At 31.0% G+C, this 19,589-nt stretch carries 19 protein-coding genes; 5 read left to right on the top strand and 14 right to left on the bottom strand.

Going from position 1 to position 19,589, the window contains the following annotated elements:
• Positions 1-21: 21 nt before the first annotated feature.
• From MHI13_RS03055 to MHI13_RS03025, 7 genes are all read right to left on the bottom strand, one after another.
• Positions 22-786 carry a GNAT family N-acetyltransferase gene (locus tag MHI13_RS03055; protein ID WP_070547815.1) on the bottom strand — a complete coding sequence of 255 codons (765 nt, stop codon included), beginning with the start codon at positions 784-786 and terminating at the stop codon, positions 22-24.
• 35 nt (positions 787-821) lie between these two features.
• A complete protein-coding gene (locus MHI13_RS03050; RefSeq protein ID WP_070547813.1) occupies positions 822-1,367 on the bottom strand; it encodes a biotin transporter BioY in 546 nt (181 codons plus the stop codon).
• A gap of 74 nt (positions 1,368-1,441) precedes the next feature.
• Positions 1,442-2,383, bottom strand: coding sequence for a nucleoside hydrolase (locus tag MHI13_RS03045; protein ID WP_017174875.1), 942 nt, complete (start codon positions 2,381-2,383; stop codon positions 1,442-1,444).
• A 90-nt stretch (positions 2,384-2,473) separates the two neighbouring features.
• On the bottom strand, positions 2,474-3,619 hold the full coding sequence (locus MHI13_RS03040; RefSeq protein ID WP_070547811.1) for an acyl-CoA dehydrogenase family protein: 1,146 nt from the start codon (positions 3,617-3,619) through the stop codon (positions 2,474-2,476).
• 145 nt (positions 3,620-3,764) lie between these two features.
• Complete coding sequence (locus MHI13_RS03035) at positions 3,765-4,109, bottom strand: transcriptional regulator, SarA/Rot family (RefSeq protein ID WP_017174877.1); 345 nt, start codon at positions 4,107-4,109, stop codon at positions 3,765-3,767.
• A 274-nt stretch (positions 4,110-4,383) separates the two neighbouring features.
• A complete protein-coding gene (locus MHI13_RS03030; protein ID WP_049379339.1) occupies positions 4,384-5,112 on the bottom strand; it encodes a transcriptional regulator, SarA/Rot family in 729 nt (242 codons plus the stop codon).
• Between the two features lie 177 nt (positions 5,113-5,289).
• On the bottom strand, positions 5,290-6,015 hold the full coding sequence (locus tag MHI13_RS03025) for an AraC family transcriptional regulator (RefSeq protein WP_340761011.1): 726 nt from the start codon (positions 6,013-6,015) through the stop codon (positions 5,290-5,292).
• A gap of 747 nt (positions 6,016-6,762) precedes the next feature.
• On the opposite strand from MHI13_RS03025, the gene MHI13_RS03020 reads away from it, so the two are divergent.
• Complete coding sequence (locus tag MHI13_RS03020; RefSeq protein WP_049414033.1) at positions 6,763-7,545, top strand: CHAP domain-containing protein; 783 nt, start codon at positions 6,763-6,765, stop codon at positions 7,543-7,545.
• A 302-nt stretch (positions 7,546-7,847) separates the two neighbouring features.
• Here the strand turns inward: MHI13_RS03020 and nhaC are convergent, their stop codons facing one another.
• Both nhaC and MHI13_RS03010 read right to left on the bottom strand, forming a co-directional pair.
• Positions 7,848-9,233 carry a Na+/H+ antiporter NhaC gene (gene nhaC / locus MHI13_RS03015; RefSeq protein ID WP_048680488.1) on the bottom strand — a complete coding sequence of 462 codons (1,386 nt, stop codon included), beginning with the start codon at positions 9,231-9,233 and terminating at the stop codon, positions 7,848-7,850.
• Positions 9,234-9,289: 56 nt separating this feature from the next.
• Complete coding sequence (locus MHI13_RS03010; protein ID WP_002448510.1) at positions 9,290-10,360, bottom strand: NAD/NADP-dependent octopine/nopaline dehydrogenase family protein; 1,071 nt, start codon at positions 10,358-10,360, stop codon at positions 9,290-9,292.
• Positions 10,361-11,136: 776 nt separating this feature from the next.
• Between MHI13_RS03010 and MHI13_RS03005 the strand changes: the two genes are divergently transcribed.
• The 4 genes from MHI13_RS03005 to MHI13_RS02990 all read left to right on the top strand — a co-directional run bounded on the left by MHI13_RS03005 (position 11,137) and on the right by MHI13_RS02990 (position 13,721).
• Positions 11,137-11,832 carry a CHAP domain-containing protein gene (locus MHI13_RS03005; RefSeq protein ID WP_411847819.1) on the top strand — a complete coding sequence of 232 codons (696 nt, stop codon included), beginning with the start codon at positions 11,137-11,139 and terminating at the stop codon, positions 11,830-11,832.
• 204 nt (positions 11,833-12,036) lie between these two features.
• Complete coding sequence (locus MHI13_RS03000) at positions 12,037-12,366, top strand: DMT family transporter (protein ID WP_048681895.1); 330 nt, start codon at positions 12,037-12,039, stop codon at positions 12,364-12,366.
• A 1-nt stretch (position 12,367) separates the two neighbouring features.
• On the top strand, positions 12,368-12,682 hold the full coding sequence (locus MHI13_RS02995) for a DMT family transporter (protein WP_017174884.1): 315 nt from the start codon (positions 12,368-12,370) through the stop codon (positions 12,680-12,682).
• A gap of 79 nt (positions 12,683-12,761) precedes the next feature.
• On the top strand, positions 12,762-13,721 hold the full coding sequence (locus tag MHI13_RS02990; protein WP_017174885.1) for a 2-hydroxyacid dehydrogenase family protein: 960 nt from the start codon (positions 12,762-12,764) through the stop codon (positions 13,719-13,721).
• A 56-nt stretch (positions 13,722-13,777) separates the two neighbouring features.
• On the opposite strand, the gene MHI13_RS02985 is transcribed toward MHI13_RS02990, so the two are convergent.
• The 5 genes from MHI13_RS02985 to fdhF form a co-directional block, all read right to left on the bottom strand.
• Complete coding sequence (locus tag MHI13_RS02985) at positions 13,778-14,902, bottom strand: FAD-dependent monooxygenase (RefSeq protein ID WP_017174886.1); 1,125 nt, start codon at positions 14,900-14,902, stop codon at positions 13,778-13,780.
• Positions 14,903-14,922: 20 nt separating this feature from the next.
• On the bottom strand, positions 14,923-15,714 hold the full coding sequence (locus MHI13_RS02980) for an N-acetylglucosaminidase (protein WP_017174887.1): 792 nt from the start codon (positions 15,712-15,714) through the stop codon (positions 14,923-14,925).
• Between the two features lie 23 nt (positions 15,715-15,737).
• Positions 15,738-15,959, bottom strand: coding sequence for a hypothetical protein (locus MHI13_RS02975; RefSeq protein WP_017174888.1), 222 nt, complete (start codon positions 15,957-15,959; stop codon positions 15,738-15,740).
• A gap of 165 nt (positions 15,960-16,124) precedes the next feature.
• Positions 16,125-16,592, bottom strand: coding sequence for a DUF1641 domain-containing protein (locus MHI13_RS02970; protein ID WP_017174889.1), 468 nt, complete (start codon positions 16,590-16,592; stop codon positions 16,125-16,127).
• 1 nt (position 16,593) lies between these two features.
• A complete protein-coding gene (fdhF, locus tag MHI13_RS02965) occupies positions 16,594-19,545 on the bottom strand; it encodes a formate dehydrogenase subunit alpha (protein ID WP_070547808.1) in 2,952 nt (983 codons plus the stop codon).
• Positions 19,546-19,589 lie beyond the last annotated feature (44 nt).

Genomic DNA, 19,589 nt, shown 5'->3' with positions numbered 1-19,589 from the left:
TTTTTCACTCCCTACTTTTATTTATATCGCATCTTCTTTGACTATCTGATATTGAAAGCTTTGAAAAATATAGCCTTGCTTTATATACATGTCTTTTGCTGTATCATCGCCATCTGCCACTAATATGACTGGTCGAGAACCGGCTAAATGGCCTACATAGGACTGCATCGTAGTACCTATTCCTTTATGACGATAGTCTTCTAAAACGCCGAACCCATCAATTTCAACAGTTTCATCTGTAACTATAACATCCAAAATCCCCACAGGTTTATGAAGATAATATGCAACTATACGAGTGACGTCATCTATTTGCTTTAATATTGCTTCTCTCGTTCGTTCTTCACTTTCTTTAGTAAACGCTTCGCCATACGGTTTTGAAAATTCATTGTAAACACTTAGATAATCTTCCATATTGAATGAAGTTACAGGTTCAATATCTACCTGAATATTGCTCTCAAATTGTTTTAATGTAGCACTGTCTATCGCATACAATTCAAGTAGTCCTAATTGAAATCCTTCATTGCGTATCGCTTCTAACCATGTAGAATGAAGTAATTGGTTTTCTGGAAATGTAAAAGATAAATGAGAAGAATGTTGTTTTTTATGCAAAATTCGTTGTTTCTCCATATCTGCATACCACTGATTAATTGAAGGTAACGTTTTGTACTGCCACTTATTCATGTGATATGTAATTGGATCAGAAGGTGTTAAATATATAATATTCAACTCATTTTCTAAGTATATTTTTCCATTTTCTTTAATCTGCTTCATTGTTATGTGTGTCATAGCAACCATCACCTTACTATGTATATTTTGTACTATTATATCAAATTCTTAAAACGTGAATGGTTAAGTAATGTTGTACCAATCAAGCTTGCAATAATCGCTTTAATGATATCTCCTGGAACAAATGTAAATGACAATAAGAATGCTTTACTTATAGGCATATGTATAATGAACCCCATAATGATTGTTCCTACAATATCTAATAATAAAACACCAAATACAAGCATACCAATAAATAATGTAAAGAAATTAATATGATTTTTAAAACGATCTCTTACTAAACCTATAAGATATGCCACTACTGGATATAAGAATAAAAATCCTGCTGAAGGACCTGCAAACACACCTATTCCGCCACGTCCACCTGATAATAATGGTAAACCTGTGGCTGTTAATAATAAGAAGATAATAACACTGAGTGCGCCATATTTACGTCCTAATATAACTCCTGCTAAAAAGATACCTATATTTTGTAATACAATTGGTACAGGCATAAATGGTAATGGTATTCCGGGTACTAGGCCTAAAATACAAATAACCGCTGTCATTAAAGCTGTATATACTAAATTTTTTGTACTCATTTGATTTCCTCCTTTTATGAAGAAAATTATACCACTTATGTAAACTGTTTTATATAAAAAGTTTACATTTGAAGTTAATGAGATACTTTTTTAGCTAAAGACGTGATATAGTTGAAGAATTCGTCATGATTGACATGATTAACGACACGCACTATACGTCCATCATCACTCTTATATGTACGTCCTTGACTTGGTCCTTTTGTATATACATCTACTTTAAGTTCTATAGAATCTGTTAAGCTTTCTTTACCAATTTGAGCAGTCGTCAATACATCCCATAAAAAATAAGTAGAGTTTGTGACAAAATGAGTAAGAGGAGGTACAGCTGCATAACTGATTCCTAAAAAATCAACTCCTATAAACTGACGTTGATTTGCCCACATTTGACGAATAGCTGGCGTCAATGGTACTTGATTAGTGCTTTCTAACGCTACCATTTCTATCTTGATAGACGTATCAAATATTGTTTTAACAGCTTCAGGATCCCAAAAAGCATTCCATTCAGCTGTGCCATCATGTTCGGGTTCTTCTACATTTCCCTTTTCTAAAAATGTTCCTCCCATCCAAACTAACTTTTCAATATTGTTTACTATTGCTTTATCATGTTTGATTGCTTTGGCTAAATCGGTTAACGGACCAGTAAACAATAAAGTCACCTTTTCTTTACTATTATTTAATACATTAATAATATCCTCATAAGCTTCAAATGTACTCGTTACAGAACGTTTATCAATCCATTTCTCATTTAAAATAGGAAGCGCATCCATAAAAAAGGCATGCATTCTCCAGTCTTTCGGAAAAGGGTTAACTCCTCTTTCATATGAAGGAGCTACATCAATAGATAAATTTGAAAAACGATTTATAATTTTACATGAAGCACTTAGAGAAGGTTCTAAATAACAATCTGCACCGATTGTACTTACACCTACTAATTCAACATTATCCATTTGTAGTAATAAGAATAGTGATATTAAATCATCAACGCCGCCATCATGATTAAAATATATTTTAGTCATTAAATCCCTCCAAAAATATGTAAAAAAGCTATGATTACATTATACGTAATCATAGCTTTCTTTAAACATATTATACATAAAAAATTCATTCTACATTAAATCAAGTATAGATTTTGCAATATTCGTATATGCTGCATCTTCCATAGGAGGATTATGTAGGCCCGCACGCATATTACGATAATAGCGTTGTAATGGACGATCCATTTCTAAACTTTTCGCCCCTACTATTCGCATAGCAAGATCCACTACTTCTAATCCTTGATTCATGACTAAAATTTTACTTGCAGATGTTTCATTCCAAATATTAAGTGTTTCATTATATTGATTGTAACCTCTAGCTGTGCTCCATAAAAAATGACGAGCAGATAATAAGAGTGATTCCATTTTTCCAACATTTTGTTGTACAGTAGGTAGCGTAGCAATTGTTCCATCAATACTATTAGGGGAATGCGTTTTGGCAAACTCAATAGCATAATCTCTCGCTGCTTGGGCAATACCTAAATATACACTTGGTATATGTAAAATCCATCCATTGGGTTGCGGTTTATGTTTCGTTTCTACAAAGTTTTCAAATGGAACTATAACATCATTTAATACTAAATCATGACTTTCCGTTGCACGCATCCCTAACATATTCCAATTATCTGCAATTTCTAAACCTTTACTCTCTCTAGGAATTAAAAAGAAGCCTACTTCTTGAATATCTTCTACAAATGCAGCAACAATATAATGTGTCAATGCTTTACTCATAGAAGTAAATGTTTTCACACCATTTAATTTATATCCGTCTTTAGTTTTTATTGCATGCGTAGCAGGTCTTCCACCACGAGTAGGACTACCAGTATCCGCTTCACTTACTGCTCTATTTACAAGTGCGCCATTTTTTACTTCTTTTGCAAATTGATCAAGCATAGTTTGACTCCACATATGCTGTTGATATAATTGCCCTACAACGCTTAGATGCCAGCCTATAGATAGTGCTGTAGCGCCATCTATGGCTCCAAGATACGATTGTAAAACGACCATATCTTCTATGGTTGCACCTTCTCCACCATATGATTTAGGTAAAGTTAACACACTATAACCTTCCTCTACAAGCCATTTTATATTGTCAAATGGGAATTTAGACTCAATATCTTCTTTTGCTGCTCTTTGTTTAAATGTATCTTCAATTGTTTTAAATTTTTCAATCCATTTTCTTTGAATATCACTACTTATTAAAAATGAATCTAACATGACTATCACCTATTCGATATTTGATATATTTAATCATAGTTTAACACTCGGTTTTAATAATATAAAGCATCTCATTCACATAGTATAATAGAATTAAAAAAGAGTGGACAGACATTCTGTCTCACTCATTTACCCCATCATCATTCTATTGTATATATTTCTCTAATTCAGCAATTAAAGCATTAATTCTCCCGCGTTGCTCTTTTGTTACATAAACAATAACTGTTCTTTCATCTTGTATACTACGTTTTTTTGATAATAATTGTAAATCTTTTAATTTTTGTAATGCTTTAGTTAAGTAATAAGGTTTGAATTCTGAATACGTTGCAATTTCTTTTGAAGTAATTTCATCTTTTTTACTTTTAACAATATAATTTAAAATATAAATTTCTTCATAATTCAGATTATATTTTTTCTTAGTGTCTTTAAAAAACTTTTTCACTTGAAATGTTGCGTTAACTAAATCATTGATGTCTTTAATTTGTCCCATATTCTAAACCACTCCTCTGATGTACATCTAGTTGCTAAAAGGTTCATGTATACTACTACTACAACACTAAACATTTCTTATGCTATAAAAATTATTTTATAACATTTAAGTATAATATTTCAATATTTTTATGAAATTAAAATGATATTATATATTAAAATCTCATTTGCCAAATTAAATTATACATAATTATTTCATGTGTTATACACCTAAAATAACTAGTAATGTAAGAGATAATCTTACATTACTAGTTATTTTTATTTTTTGAAACAAATTATAATGTTAATTCCTTTTTTATCATTTTACTACAATGACTCAAGATATAATGAATCTCTTCCTTTTTTGACATATTTAACTTTATACACACTCTACGTTCATCTAGATCATCTCTTTTTTTCAAAATATAACCACTTTGTTGTAATCGTTTAATTACTAAATTTATATTTATAGACTGACAACGCGAAAAATAGTTTATCGATTTCAACGAGATATCATTTTGATTCAACCAAATAATGCCTAAAACAAGCAAATCATTTAAACTTAACTGATAGTGCTTAATATTTTTTTCAATCTTACTTAAAACTTTATAAATAGTAATTAGATATGTTAACTTGCAATAATTCATATTCTTGATTGATGTTTTAAGATAGTTATTTTCAAGTAATTCTCCAATTTCTAATAATAAATGATTCATTTTTCTTTCATACATTTCTACAGGCAAGATTCTTAATCTTCGTTGATCATTTGCATCATAAGATTTAAAAATCCAATTTTCGTGATACAAATGGCTCACAAGATAAAGTAAAGTTCGTTTAGATAAATACGTTTTTTTCATTAGTGTTTCAATATCCATACCTTGATGGCTCGTTTTATGATAATCAATAATAGCATATAGTACATTTAGGTGTTCAATATTTAGGTTTTTAGAATATTTTAAAAGTTCATCGACTGCTTTATAAAATAAAAGATAAAATAATAGTACATCCATATCATTTTTTGTCATGATAGTCGCCACCTCGCAATTTATACAACAATTCTAGAAGACAGACTTTAGTATTGCGATACAATTTTAAAGTGTTACAAGTTTATCTCTATATCATACATATACTTACTTCATATTAAGTATGAGTAAAGGTCTAAATACTTTATCTTTTTACTTATTATTGGACTTAATCCTATTTTAGGTATGATAGTTACTTTTGGCCTCAGCTATAAGTAACTGTGCTTCATAATCTAAAGATATTTCAACCGTTTCGGTAGTCTTATATATTGGAGCAAATTGTTTTTTTCGTGCTTGACCTGGAGTCATCCCATATTTTTTACTAAATAATGCAATAAATCTCGGAAAATGATTAAATCCATGTTTATAAGCAATATCTTGAATAAATTCACTGCTATCTAAAATATCAAGTAAACATAATTTCAAACGAATATCATTAATATATTGAGCAATATTATGATAAGGTGTATGAAATTTAATCACTTGACTTAACTCTTTGTTAGACATATCAAGTGAATTCGCTAATGCTTGTTTATTAATCTTTTCATGATGATGTTCGATAATATATTCATGAACTTCATCTACAAGTGGATTGTCTAGTTTATAGTTTTGACGATGTTTTCTTTGAATATAACCTAATTCTACACATAAATGTTTAACTAATTTATCCCTTATGTGTGGAAGTCGAGGTTTTCGACTTTCAAATTCAAGAAGATTAATAATAAATGATTCTAATTGTTTTCGTTCAATAGAAGAAAATTTATATCCTTTTTGTCTGATATAATCGTCTGCAAACCTTAAATAATCTGTAAATGAAATTTCTATTATTGCAATAACAGAGTTCATTTCGCCTTCTATCGAATATAAATCATTTAACATAATAAATACGAGATCTCTTTTTTTCATATTATATGTATCTAAGTCTAAATTTATTTTTCCAGAACCCTTTAACCAATATATAAGTTTGATATTGGATTCTTTTTGTTTTACTATTCTCGTATTTTTTAAAAGCTTTACCGAAAAATTATCTATCATACGTCTTTCCTCTCGTTTGTAATATAAAGACTAGATATAAGCGATGACATTTCTCCCCTTTATTCATCACTTAATTCTATTGAATTATCGCCTCGATACTTATGCATGCGTATCGGAGATCTATCTTCATATACAATTTTATGTTTTATTTCGGTATTAGCAGTAGCAATATTTTGACTTATTTTATCACTTTATTATCTTATAGTATGATTTTATTATTTTTCAATATAAACTTACTTTATTTATATATAAAGAGGACATATAAAATGATTTTTTAGTATTTGTTTAATCAAGGAATCATTCAATAGGCTAAATTATTTTGTTATAACTTATTTTTCTATTATTTTACAAAAAGATTACAAGAAAATGAGTATTTTTTTCATATTCTTCTGTAAACACTGTCATAATAGCTTTTTTTATATTAAAAAATATTACTAATAATTAAATTTACAAGCTTTTATATTATCGAAAAATTACAAATCATTAACATTCCCCACAAATTGTAATTTTTTTGATAAAGTATTTCTTGTCGTTAAGTAAAATGATTTAAAGACTAAGTTAACAAATGACTATTAAATATAAAATAATATTAATTTAATTCTCAGGAGGAAATTTATAATGAAAAAAATCGCTACAGCTACAATCGCTACTGCAGGAGTTGCCGCAATTGCTATCGCCGGACAAGGACATGAAGCTCATGCAGCTGAACAAGGATATAATCCAAATGATCCTACTTCATATAGCTACTCTTACACTATCGATCAACAAGGTAACTACCATTACACTTGGAAAGGTAACTGGAGCCCAGATCGTTTAAATCATTCTAACTATAATTACAATTATAACTACAATACATATAATAATTATTCTAATACAAATTCAACATATAGTTATAACAACTATCATACTAATAACTCAAATCAAGTTGCTAGTAATCCAACACAATCTTACACAACAAATAATCAACAAACTGGTGGTTTAGGTTCAGCTTCTGCTTCTACTTCTAATAATAATGTAAAAGTAACTACTGTAACTGCACCGTCATCAACAGGTGTTTCAATTTCTAACTCTGTTAGCTCAGGTAGAAACTACTATACTTCTGGCCAATGTACATATTATGTATATGACCGTGTAGGTGGTAAAATCGGTTCAACTTGGGGTAACGCAAATAACTGGGCAAATGCTGCAGCATCTGCTGGTTACACAGTAAATAACCGTCCATCTGCAGGTGCAATTATGCAATCTACTGCTGGTGCTTACGGTCACGTAGCATATGTTGAAAGTGTAAATAGTAATGGTTCAATCACAGTATCTGAAATGAATTATGGACATGGTGTAGGTGTAGTAACATCTCGTACACTTTCTTCAAGTGAAGCTGCTTCATATAATTTCATTCATTAATTAAATTGATAAAGAAAAAAGATTTAGAATTCAATATGAATTCTAAATCTTTTTTTATGCATACATACAAAAAGCGTTCGAAACTTTAGTGTTTAGAACGCTTTAAGTTATCATATTAATCAAATTCGTTATTATGGATTGAATTCTCGCCACAAAAATTAAATCCACTTTTAATTCATTTTTTAGGATATCTAAAATGAATGTATTTTTTTAAATAACATCGCTACTATGTTTCTCATTAATACTTTAATCCTAATTTGTTATTTCCATATTGTAAGGGAATTAAACATCGAATTAATCATTTAATTTATTTTTTTACGTATTCCAATGCCAGTAAATCCATAAATAATTGCTAATATAGAACATAAATAACATGGTACTGCCCAAATAAAGAATTGATCAACTGAAACTCCTAATTGTTGCGCATAGTAAATACCAGATGTTCCCCAAGGAATTAATGGTAGAACCATAGTACTGGAATCTTCTAATGTACGAGATAAATTACTTCTATCTAAATTCATATCTTCAAACATGTCTTTCATAAGTACCCCAACCATAATAATAACAATTGACGCCACACCAGCAGCAAACACCAACATTAGGGACGATAGCACAGTAATAAGAACGAGGGTACCAACAGATTTAACACCTTTTGCAACAGTTTGTAACATTACATCTAAACAACCAGATTTCTCTACAATACCTGCAAATGCATAACCACAAAAAATGGTCACAATGATTTGTGTCATACTCATCATTCCACCTTGTTCAATCAATGTTTTTGCATTTTCGGTAACATGAGAATGCCCAGTCATAGATGATGTAAAACCATCAAACGTTGCTTTAAAACCATCTACAAATTTAAATCCATTATTAAACTTACCTATCAAAATAGCACTCAACGCTGAAACAAGCATAGATGGAACAGTTGAAATTTTAAATATTAAACAAATGATAATCACAATTAAAGGAATCCATACAAAAAAATTAATATTATAAATACTAGATAGTTCATTTAAAAGTACTTTTATTTGCTTAGTATTTACATTACCTTGGGAATTTAATCCTGCAAAAAACCATACGATAAGTCCAATGATTGATGCTGGAATGGTTGTCCACATCATTGCTCTAATATGAGAAAAAATGTTTACTTTTGTTACAAGTGCAGCAAGATTGGTTGTATCTGATAAAGGTGACATTTTATCTCCAAATACTGCACCTGCAATAATTGCACCTGCTGCCATTCCTTGATTTATACCAAGTTGACTTCCAATAGATATTAAGGCAATCCCAGCTGTAGACGCAGACCCCCAAGCTGTTCCGGTTGCTAAACTACATATAGCCGAAATGATAAATGCTGAAATTAGAAAATAACTAGGATTCAAAAACTTAAGTCCATAGTAGATTAATGCAGGTACAGTACCTGCGTACATCCAGCTACCTACAATAATACCTACAGCCAAAATAATGAAAATAGCAGGCATAGCTGTTGTCAATCGATGTGTAATTCCTTCTTCCAAATCCTTCCATTTTAAACCAACACGCATAGCAATAAAAGCAGCGTAGGTTGAGGCGATAAGTAACAATACTTGAATAGGGATATTGAATTTAATAAATCCAATTGTAACAACTATTACCATGACAATAATTGTAGATATTGCTTCTAGAAATGTGGGTTTTCTTTTCATATATCTGCTCCTTTTTCTTTTTTCTTAAGACCTCTTTTCTATACCAAACATTATACTTATTTTAATCCTAATTTATCTAAACCAAGTTCTTCTACTGTTAGCCCTTCATTAAAGAAATCACGTTCGAGAATAGTCGAGGCAATCGTAATTATCGCATCAATATTCGGTGTATCTACACCAATTTCACGTCCTAAACTTGACCATAATACAAGTCCATATGCGATATCTTCAGTAAGATAACGATTTTCTACAGAGTTCGGTCCTGGAATTTGTGAAAATACAGGACTTGTATTAAATAAACGATTTAGCGGTTCATCCTCGTCTTTACGTTCTAGATAACCTCGTTGAATACGCGCTTCTTTAGCAGTTAATAATTCAAAACCTAATTTACGCCCTAAAGTTAGACGTTCTAATTCTACAGCATGTAAAAGTCGCACTGTGTGTTTTGTGATACCTTCTTTATATAATGCAAATGTATCTGCATAATCTATACGACCTACATTTAATAGTGTAGGAGCTGGATGAACTTCAGGATTTCCATTTTCTAGATTCGTTTTCCACAAACTTTCTTCTTTTACTAATTGTGGATACAATTGGCTCACTTTATCAAAACATTCATTTAACTCTCTCTTATTGTACGTTGAGAAAAAGACTTTTCTTACATTAAGAGATAAATCCACTCGAGCCTCTTCAAAATCTACACGTGTTCCGTAAGTAAGGGTATTAGCTTCTGCATATTTAGGTTGAATATTAATATGACGTTCCTCTAATACATTCATAAATCGAATTGATCCCATAGCTGCTGCGATATTAAAGAAAATAATTTGTTCCGCCGTTATATAATGAGACATCACTTTTGCATAATATTCAATGTAAGATGAAGGAATCACTACTTGTATCACTTCTGCATCTTTTAATACATATTCAATATCATCACTAATATTTGTAAAAGGTACAAACGTTTCATGACCTTCATTATTAAAATCAAATCCACCTTTTTCTAACGCTCTATCAAATTTGTGAATTGATGAATTTCGACAATATAATTTGACTTCATGTCCTTGATTGACCATATCTACTGCAGCTGTAACCGCACCATTTCCTGATCCTACTATTGCAATTTTCATAGTTATCATTCCTCATTTCTCTATTTAGAATTTTTAATAGTCATCTAAAAAAATTATTATCAATAAATAAAGATGCAGATATAAATACTGCATCTTCAAAATAGTATTATTTTATTCTATAGCCTAATTTAAATTTTTACAAACACTATTAGTAGTATGATATCACATAAATCTCCATAAATGTAACCGCTTATCCTTTAAGTATATACCTATATATATAATAAGTTTATTACAAGGTGCTGTAATATAAATTCTATTAATATTTTCAAAAAAATTAGAAAATGTATAGCAAACATGCAGTTTGCAAGAAATATTTCATTAAGAAATATTAAACAGATTTTTATTACATAGTTGTACAAGAATTTTGAATTTCATTTACGGTAAAGTAACAATGCCTTACTACATGTTTTTATCTGATAAAGTATGACTTGTCGTTAACAGCGACAAGTTAATGTTAAAACATATTCAACATATCGCTAAAATTATCCTATTGTTGAATAGTATTTGGGAGGACTTTATTTATGAAAAAATTAATTACATTATCAACACTGACAGCAGGAATTGGAGTCTCTGCTTTTGGATTAAATATACATCATGCAGATGCAGCAGAATTAACTCAAAATCAAGCTACTCAACAAGTGAACCAACAAAAACAACATAATAATGGTGAACAACAACAAAATTTAAATCACCAACAAAATCAGAATCAACTTCAAAAGCAAGACTATAATCATCAACAAACAAGTCAATCTAATATAGCACATCAAGCACGTCAAATTAATCATTCAACTCTAAATAATCAAAGATATCATTTTGGTCAATCAAACTACAACGCACAAAACCAACCTACTCAACATTTGAATCACCAAAAGCAAAATCATAACGTAATTCACTATAATCAAGCAAAATCTAAAAAAATCGTCACTAACAAGCAAACACCTTCTCATTTCACTAATACTGTTTACTCAAACAATCATACAAATTCTAATCTATATTTAGCCAGTCATACTACAGAAGATGTAACTAGCGCCACATCTACAATGAATAAATTAAATAGTGTATCTCATACTACGTCATCTAGTAGTTCATCTACTGCAAATTCCTCAAGTGTAACGAGTACATCAACTAAGACAACATCTTCAACTAAGAACAACTTGTATACCGCTGGTCAATGTACATGGTATGTATATGACAAAGTGAATGGTGCTATTGGTTCAACATGGGGTAACGCAAATAACTGGGCAAATGCTGCAAAAGCAGCTGGATACACAGTTAATCATCATGCTGAAGCAGGTTCAATTTTACAAACCACAGCAGGAAGTTTAGGACATGTGGCTTATGTAGAAAGTGTAAATAGTGATGGATCAATTACAATTTCAGAAATGAATTACACAGGTGGCGCATACGTGACTGATACACGTACAATTTCAGCAAGCGAAGTAAGTGCTTATAATTATATTCATTTATCGTAAATATCTAAGATTGATATAACTTGAATATAAATATATTACCGTTTAAGATAACCTTTAAGATTATATTTTCATTAATTTAAAAGTGAGAAAATGAATTCATAATGAATTCTTTCTCACTTTTTTATTTTCTAAAATTGCATAACTCATAATTGTTTGAGAAAATATTTTTACTTATCAAAAATATTATAAGGAGTAATGGATATAATGCAATGGTTAAAGGTCATTTTATCTGGATTGATAGAAGTTGTTTGGGTTACGTGTTTAAATTACGCTCATAATACGTTTACTTGGCTCATCACTTTATTATTTATTGCTTTAAGTTTTTATTTAATGCTTTCTGCGACAAAACAACTTCCAGTAGGTACTGTTTATGCTGTCTTTGTTGGTATAGGCGCTGCAGGAACAGTTATCGTTGATATGTTATTTATTAATCACGTCATTTCACTTATGAAATTATTATTTATTATTTTATTAATTATAGGTATTATCGGATTAAAGCTTTCTACTGATGATCAATCTGAAGGAGGTCTATAAAATGGCGTGGTTATACCTTTTAGTTGCAGGATGCTTTGAGATTTTAGGTGTTGTTTTCTTAAATGAACTGAATCGTACACATAAAAAAATATATATTCTACTAGGTGCGCTTACTTTTATATTTAGTTTTAGTACTTTAAAACTATCTATGCAGACGATTTCGATGGGAACTGCCTATGCAATATGGACAGGGATCGGGACTGCTGGAGGTACCATTGTAGGTATGATTTTCTATAATGAATCAAAAAAATTTATTCGTATATTTTGTATTGGTTTAATCTTAATATCCGTAATTGCTTTAAAAATAATACAGTAACTTTATTCATATAAATTCTTTGTGTCCCTATCTTTCTTCCATTATACTTAATTTGAAAGAATACAAAGGAGTGAGATGGATGGAAAAAGTATATATAGCTGGTAAAATTCCAGAAGCTGGTTTAAATCTACTCAAAGAACATTTTGAAGTAGACATGTATGAAGGTGAAGGTATCATCGATAAAGAAACATTAAAAAAAGGTGTCAAAGATGCTTCTGCTTTAATTAGTATTTTATCCACTAATGTAGATAAAGAAGTAATTGACAGTGGTGAAAATCTTAAAATTATTGCCAATTATGGCGCTGGATTTAATAATGTAGATGTAGATTATGCACGTGAAAAAAACATTGATGTTACAAATACACCAAAAGCATCTACAGCTGCAACTGCTGAATTAACATTCGGCTTAGTATTAGCAATTGCTCGTCGTATTGTTGAAGGTGACAAACTTTCTCGTACAAAAGGATTTGATGGTTGGGCGCCATTATTCTTTAGAGGCCGTGAAGTCTCAGGCAAAACACTTGGTATTATCGGATTTGGAGAAATTGGTAGTGCAGTAGCTAAACGTGCAAAAGGATTTGATATGGATATCCTTTATACAGGTCCTCACCAAAAAAAGGAAAAAGAACGTGAAATTGGTGCTAAATACGTTGATTTAGATACATTATTAGAACACTCTGATTTTATTACAATCAATGCTGCTTACAATCCAGATATACACCACATGATTGATTCAGAACAATTTAAAAAAATGAAATCTACTGCTTATTTAGTCAATGCAGGGCGTGGACCAATCGTTAATGAACAAGCACTTGTTGATGCATTGAAGCATAAAGATATTGAAGGTGCAGCTCTCGATGTGTATGAATTTGAGCCAGATATTACTGAAGGCTTGAAATCTTTAGATAACGTAGTCATTACGCCACACATTGGTAATGCTACGTTCGAAGCTCGTGAAATGATGTCTAAAATTGTAGCTAATGATACAATTAAAAAATTGAATGGTGAAGAACCGCAATTTGTTGTTAATAAAAAATAAGGTTAAATAAAATAAGGAGTTATCATAGAATCCATAGTGAATTCTATGATAACTCCTTATTTGTCTTTTGTTTTATATAAAAATTTAGTTTGACCACTAAAAAATCGTTTTGGCATACGTTTCATGATAGCATTACGCAATGCAACAACTAGTTTATTATCTTTTTGAGCGATATTTCCGACTTTTCGAGAACGTTTTATTACTTTTTTAGTATGTTTTACACGTAATTTATTATATCGCTGTAATGCTTTTTCTAAGTCATAAGAAGCGATACAATTAGCTAAAACGATAGCATCTTCCATTGCTTGTCCTGCGCCCTGACCCATGTTTGGCGTCATTGCATGGGCAGCATCTCCTAATAAGACTGTACGACGATGTACAAATGAAGTTAAAGGTTTTAAATCATATAAATCGTTTTTAATAATACCTGTTTCACTTTGTTTATCTAACAATGCCCTCACTTGATTAGGATAATGATTAAAATAAGCCTGCAAATGTGGTTTTTCAAATGATACATATTTAGGATCTTTTTCATTTGCATTAATTGTAATAAACCAATAGGCTTGATTATTAATTAGAGGCACAATGCCCACGCGTCCACGTCTTCCCCAATATTCATCTGCTGTATATTGATTCATTATGTCCGCTTCATCTATCATTCCTCTAAAGCACGTATAACCTTGATAAATCACTTTAGAGTCTGGGAATAATGCTTTTCTAACGATTGAATGAATACCATCCGCTCCAATACATAAATCAAACGTCTGACTTGCATGTTTTGAGAAATGAAGCATTGGCAGTTCAGATTGAACATCCACTTTAGTCACTTCATAATCAGTAAATACAGTATTAGGTTTTACATATGAAGATATTAACTCTATTAATGACTGACGAGATAATGTCACATTTAATGTTCCCTCTTTCAACTTAGCAGATGTAAGCAAATCACCTTTATCGCTATAGATATTTAATGATTTTAAATTTTGTCCGGCATTTTTGATACCTTTAGCTAAATCATGATTACCGAGTTTTTTTAAAACGTTATCACCGATACCAATACCTGCACCTACTTCTTTAATATCAGTCTTTCTCTCAAAGACTTTGACATCATGCCCTTGTTCTTGTAAAAGTGCTGCAACCGTTAAACCTCCGATACCAGCACCTATCACTGCAACTTTCATTCTATTACACCTCAATATCTCTATTTATTAGATATATAGTAATTCCTACGTATCTTATCTTTTTTTATACCCAAACGTTCATAATCTTTTTTCATATTATCTGCAATTTTATCTGCCCACTCAATATCACTCGCATATTGATGAGACCCTGGATTTTTAGGATTCCATCTCATTTGATAAAGCGTAATTTGTTCGTTTTCAAAATATTGATGACGAATAAAAGCTGTACCGCCCATAATTGCTTTACTTGGTGTTGTCCAATTATGTTCTTTAGCATAACTATGACCAGTAGCAATGGCATCTTGATCAAATGCACCAATTCCAAAAAAATTATAGTATTTATGATTATTCTCTTTAATACCATTAGCCAGTTCGGATTGACCATTTGCTGTTTCTATGATTGCATGATTCATTAAATATATAATATTCACTTGATACTTATCTTGGGCTTTTAAAAATGTTTGAGCCTGATCTGTTAAAATACCTTTATTTTTAAGTATATGTTTTACCTCATCTTCATTCATTGGAACCGTTTTAGATAGATCCATATATTTTAAATCATTGTCTTTTTTAGAAATACTCATTGCTCTTTTCACTTCATTATTATTCGCTAGAACAAACTGATTATTTTTATCAATGGTATTTAATTGGTTCGATTGGGTTTGCTTTTGAAGGGCCTCTTGAAAACTGTATCTTCGATCATTACGTAGTATATCCTTATGATTGATACAAAGTAATACAATCAATATGATGAGAACAATAATAAAAAGTATAATAGATAAACGTAACTGATTACTATTTCTATATTTCATAAATTGAAATTCCTCTAATTGTCTTATTTAGATAACATACTGTATGCAACTATAATAGCAATAATGACGATGGCAAACGAAATATTAATAATAATTTTCATGCCCGTACGATCTCGAAATAAAACATTAAAAATAACAAGACTAATTGCCAATGAAACGGCAAACATTGCTATCGCTAACATTAATTTCATCATAATTAAAAATATAATTCCTAATACAACAAAAATATTAGAAATAATAGTCATTATTTTAATAATATTTGGATGAATAAGTCCTCTCTCCTTACACTTTAATTTATACACTCTACTTTATCATAATAGATGTATACTATATTTTACAAATTCATTTCTAAAAAAACTCCTCAACATAAGTCATTTCGTTCTTATATTAAGGAGTCGTATATATTCAATTTATTCTTTAGACATACCTTTAAGTAAATTTATCATGTACGTTAAGCTACGATTCATATCATCATCTTTTAATACACTCATTAAGCTTCGTATTGTCGTTTTGGCATTTGGACTTGCTTGATTAGCTACGTGTAAGCCACTATTAAGTTTATTTAAAAATTGACTTAGTTCTTTAACTTCTAAATTCCCAAGCATAAATACCATTGGAGCTAAATTTGTAATGAGTCCAGTATACATATCTTTATTTAATTCCGTAGCGAATTTATTTATAATAACTTGACGACCTTTAATACCACCGTTAATAGCATCTAAGAGTTTTGCATCATCTAAATTTTTAATAATACGAATAGCTTTTAAAATACTATCCTTATTTTCAACAATTGCATCTGTAACTTCATTCAAACTTTCCAACTTAAGTTGTTCTTTTGATTTTTCAAGACGATTAATTTTAGTTATTCTTTCAGCCATATTAATCCACCACATTTCCTGGGAAAATATAATCCTTACGTTTCCATTTTTTCTGAACTTGGACACTATATTGCGGATGACGATGTTTATCTACACGGAAATTCGTTGGATTTAAGGGAGATTTACCTTTTCTAGTTATAACCTCTAAACGACAATGTGTACGTTTATAAGATGGTGTGTGTGTAGCATAATCCACGTCACTATTAGTTAATTTATTTATAGCACCTATATCGCCATTACTCATAGCATCATTATTTAAAGGAATATATATTTCTTTTCCTTTAACTCTATCAGTAATTGTAGCAACTAAAGTAGCTTCTCCTGTATCAGAAATAAGTTTTACTTCTGCACCCTCATGGATATCGCGATCTTTGGCTAATTCAGGTGAAATTTCTACAAATGCGTGAGGCATTTTATATTTAATCATTTCTGTTTGATATGTCATATTTCCTTCATGGAAATGTTCTAGTACGCGACCATTATTTACATGTAAATCATATACTTCATCTTCTTTAAAGAAATTATCAAATGTTAATTCAAATAATTTTGCACGTTTATTATCGAAATTAAAGCCATCAAGATATAATGTAGGTTGATCTGTACCATCTGGTGCTACAGGCCATTGTAAACTGTTAAAACCTTCTAATCTTTCATAGCTAACACCTGAATAAGACGGTGTTAAGCGTGCAATTTCGTCCATGATTTCTGAAGGATGACTATAATTCCAATCAAAGCCCATTCTTTTAGCAATCAATTGGAAAATTACCCAGTCAGGTTTTGAGTCACCTAAAGGTGATAGTGCTTGATTAATACGTTGGATTCTACGCTCTGTATTTGTATATGTGCCATCTTTTTCTAATGAAGGACTAGCTGGTAACACAACATCTGCATACGTTGCTGTAAATGTTAAAAATTCATCTTGAACTACCAAAAATTCAACTTTTTCTAATGCAGATTGTACATAGTTAATATTTGAATCTACAATTCCAGTATCTTCACCATACAAATATAGTGAATGAATTTGTCCTTCATGAATACCATCCATCATTTGATGATTATCTCGACCAGGCGTTGGATTCAATGTAACACCATACTCTTTCTCAAATTTCGATCTAATTTCATCATTGTGTATCATTTGATAACCTGGAAATTGGTCCGGCATACTTCCCATATCACTTGCACCTTGAACATTATTGTGGCCACGTAATGGATAAGCCCCTGTGCCAGGTCTTCTATAGTTACCTGTTACAAGAAGAAGATTTGAAATTGCTGTACTTGTATCACTACCAATATCTTGTTGTGTGACACCCATTGCCCAACAAATAGCTACAGATTCTGCTTTTGCGCATTCTTCCGCAAAACTAATTAATCGCGCTTTTGAAATTCCTGTAACCTCTTCAGTATATTCTAATGAAAATGGAGTTAATGACTCATAATACTCATCAAAATTGTCAACCCACTCTTTAATAAATTCAATATCATGTAAATGATGATCGATAATATATTTTGTCACAGCGCTCAACCATACTAAGTCCGTACCAGGTTTAGGTTGATAAAATTCATCTGCACGTTCAGCCATTTCATGTTTACGAATATCAAAGACATGCATTCTTTGTCCAAACAATTTCTGTGCACGTTTAATTCTTGAAGCAATAACTGGATGTGCTTCTGCTGTATTTGTACCAATAAGTACCGTCATAGCTGCTTTTTCCAAGTCATCAATAGAACCTGAGTCCCCGCCATGTCCTACCGTTCTAAATAATCCTTTTGTAGCAGGTGCTTGACAATATCTCGAACAATTATCAATATTATTTGAACCAAATACTTGGCGAGAAAGTTTTTGCATTAAGTATGACTCTTCGTTTGTACCTTTTGAAGAGGCGATAAATGCTAGGTGATCGCCACCATATTCATTTTTAATGCGCTTAAAGTTCTTTTCTATAACATCGAGGGCTTCTTCCCATTCAACCTCATGAAATTCACCATTTTTACGTACTAAAGGTTTAGTTAAACGTTGATCCGAATTAATGTGTCCCCACGAGAATTTGCCTTTTACACAAGTAGAGATTTTATTTGCTGGAGAGTCGTGTGATGGTTGAACTTTTAAGATTTCTCTATCTTTTGTCCATACATCAAATGAACATCCTACACCACAATATGTACATACTGTTTTATTTTTGTTAATTCTTTCTTTACGCATCTCTGCTTCAGAATCCGACACAGCAAATAACAATCCATCACCTGGTTCAGCTTTTTTAGTTAAATCAATCATAGCTGCTAATGAACCCGGTTCTGTATCAGTTAAATATCCTGCATTGCCCTCCATATTGACTTCCATCATTGCATTACATGGACACACTGTCGCACATTGACCACATGATACACAAGACGATTCATTTATTGGAACATCATTATCCCAAATCACACGTGGGTGCTCACGATCCCAATCTATAGAAAGTGTTTCGTTAACTTCCACATCTTGACATGCTTCTACACATCTACCACATAGGATACATTGGTCTGGGTCATAACGATAGAAAGGACCATAATCTTTCTCATAAGGCTTTGTTTTATATTCATATGATTGTTCTTGTAATCCCCATGCATCCATTGCATTGTGAATCTCACAATCACCGTTATTATAATCACATACTGTACAATACAGCATATGTTTTTCTAAAATTCTATCTAATGCTTCTTTTTGGCTAGCTTTCACTCGTTTATTTTGAGTATTGACTGACATCGGACGGTCAACTACTGTACTACACGCTCGTTCAACTTTACCATCAATTTCAACCATGCAAGTATCACAGGTTTGAATTGGACCCATGGATTCGTTATAGCAAATTGAAGGAACGAAAGTATCACGAGATTTAATAAATTCAAGTAAATTTGTTCCAGGTTCTACAAGGTAATCCACATCATCTAGGGTTAAAACTAAATGTTCTTGCATTGCTTTCCCCACCTTATATTTATATTCCATAAACAACCAATTTC

The organism is Staphylococcus sp. FSL K6-0223, assembly GCF_038008285.1.
The sequence above is the reverse complement of the archived record's forward strand: the minus strand, read 5'-3'. Positions and strand labels throughout refer to the sequence as shown.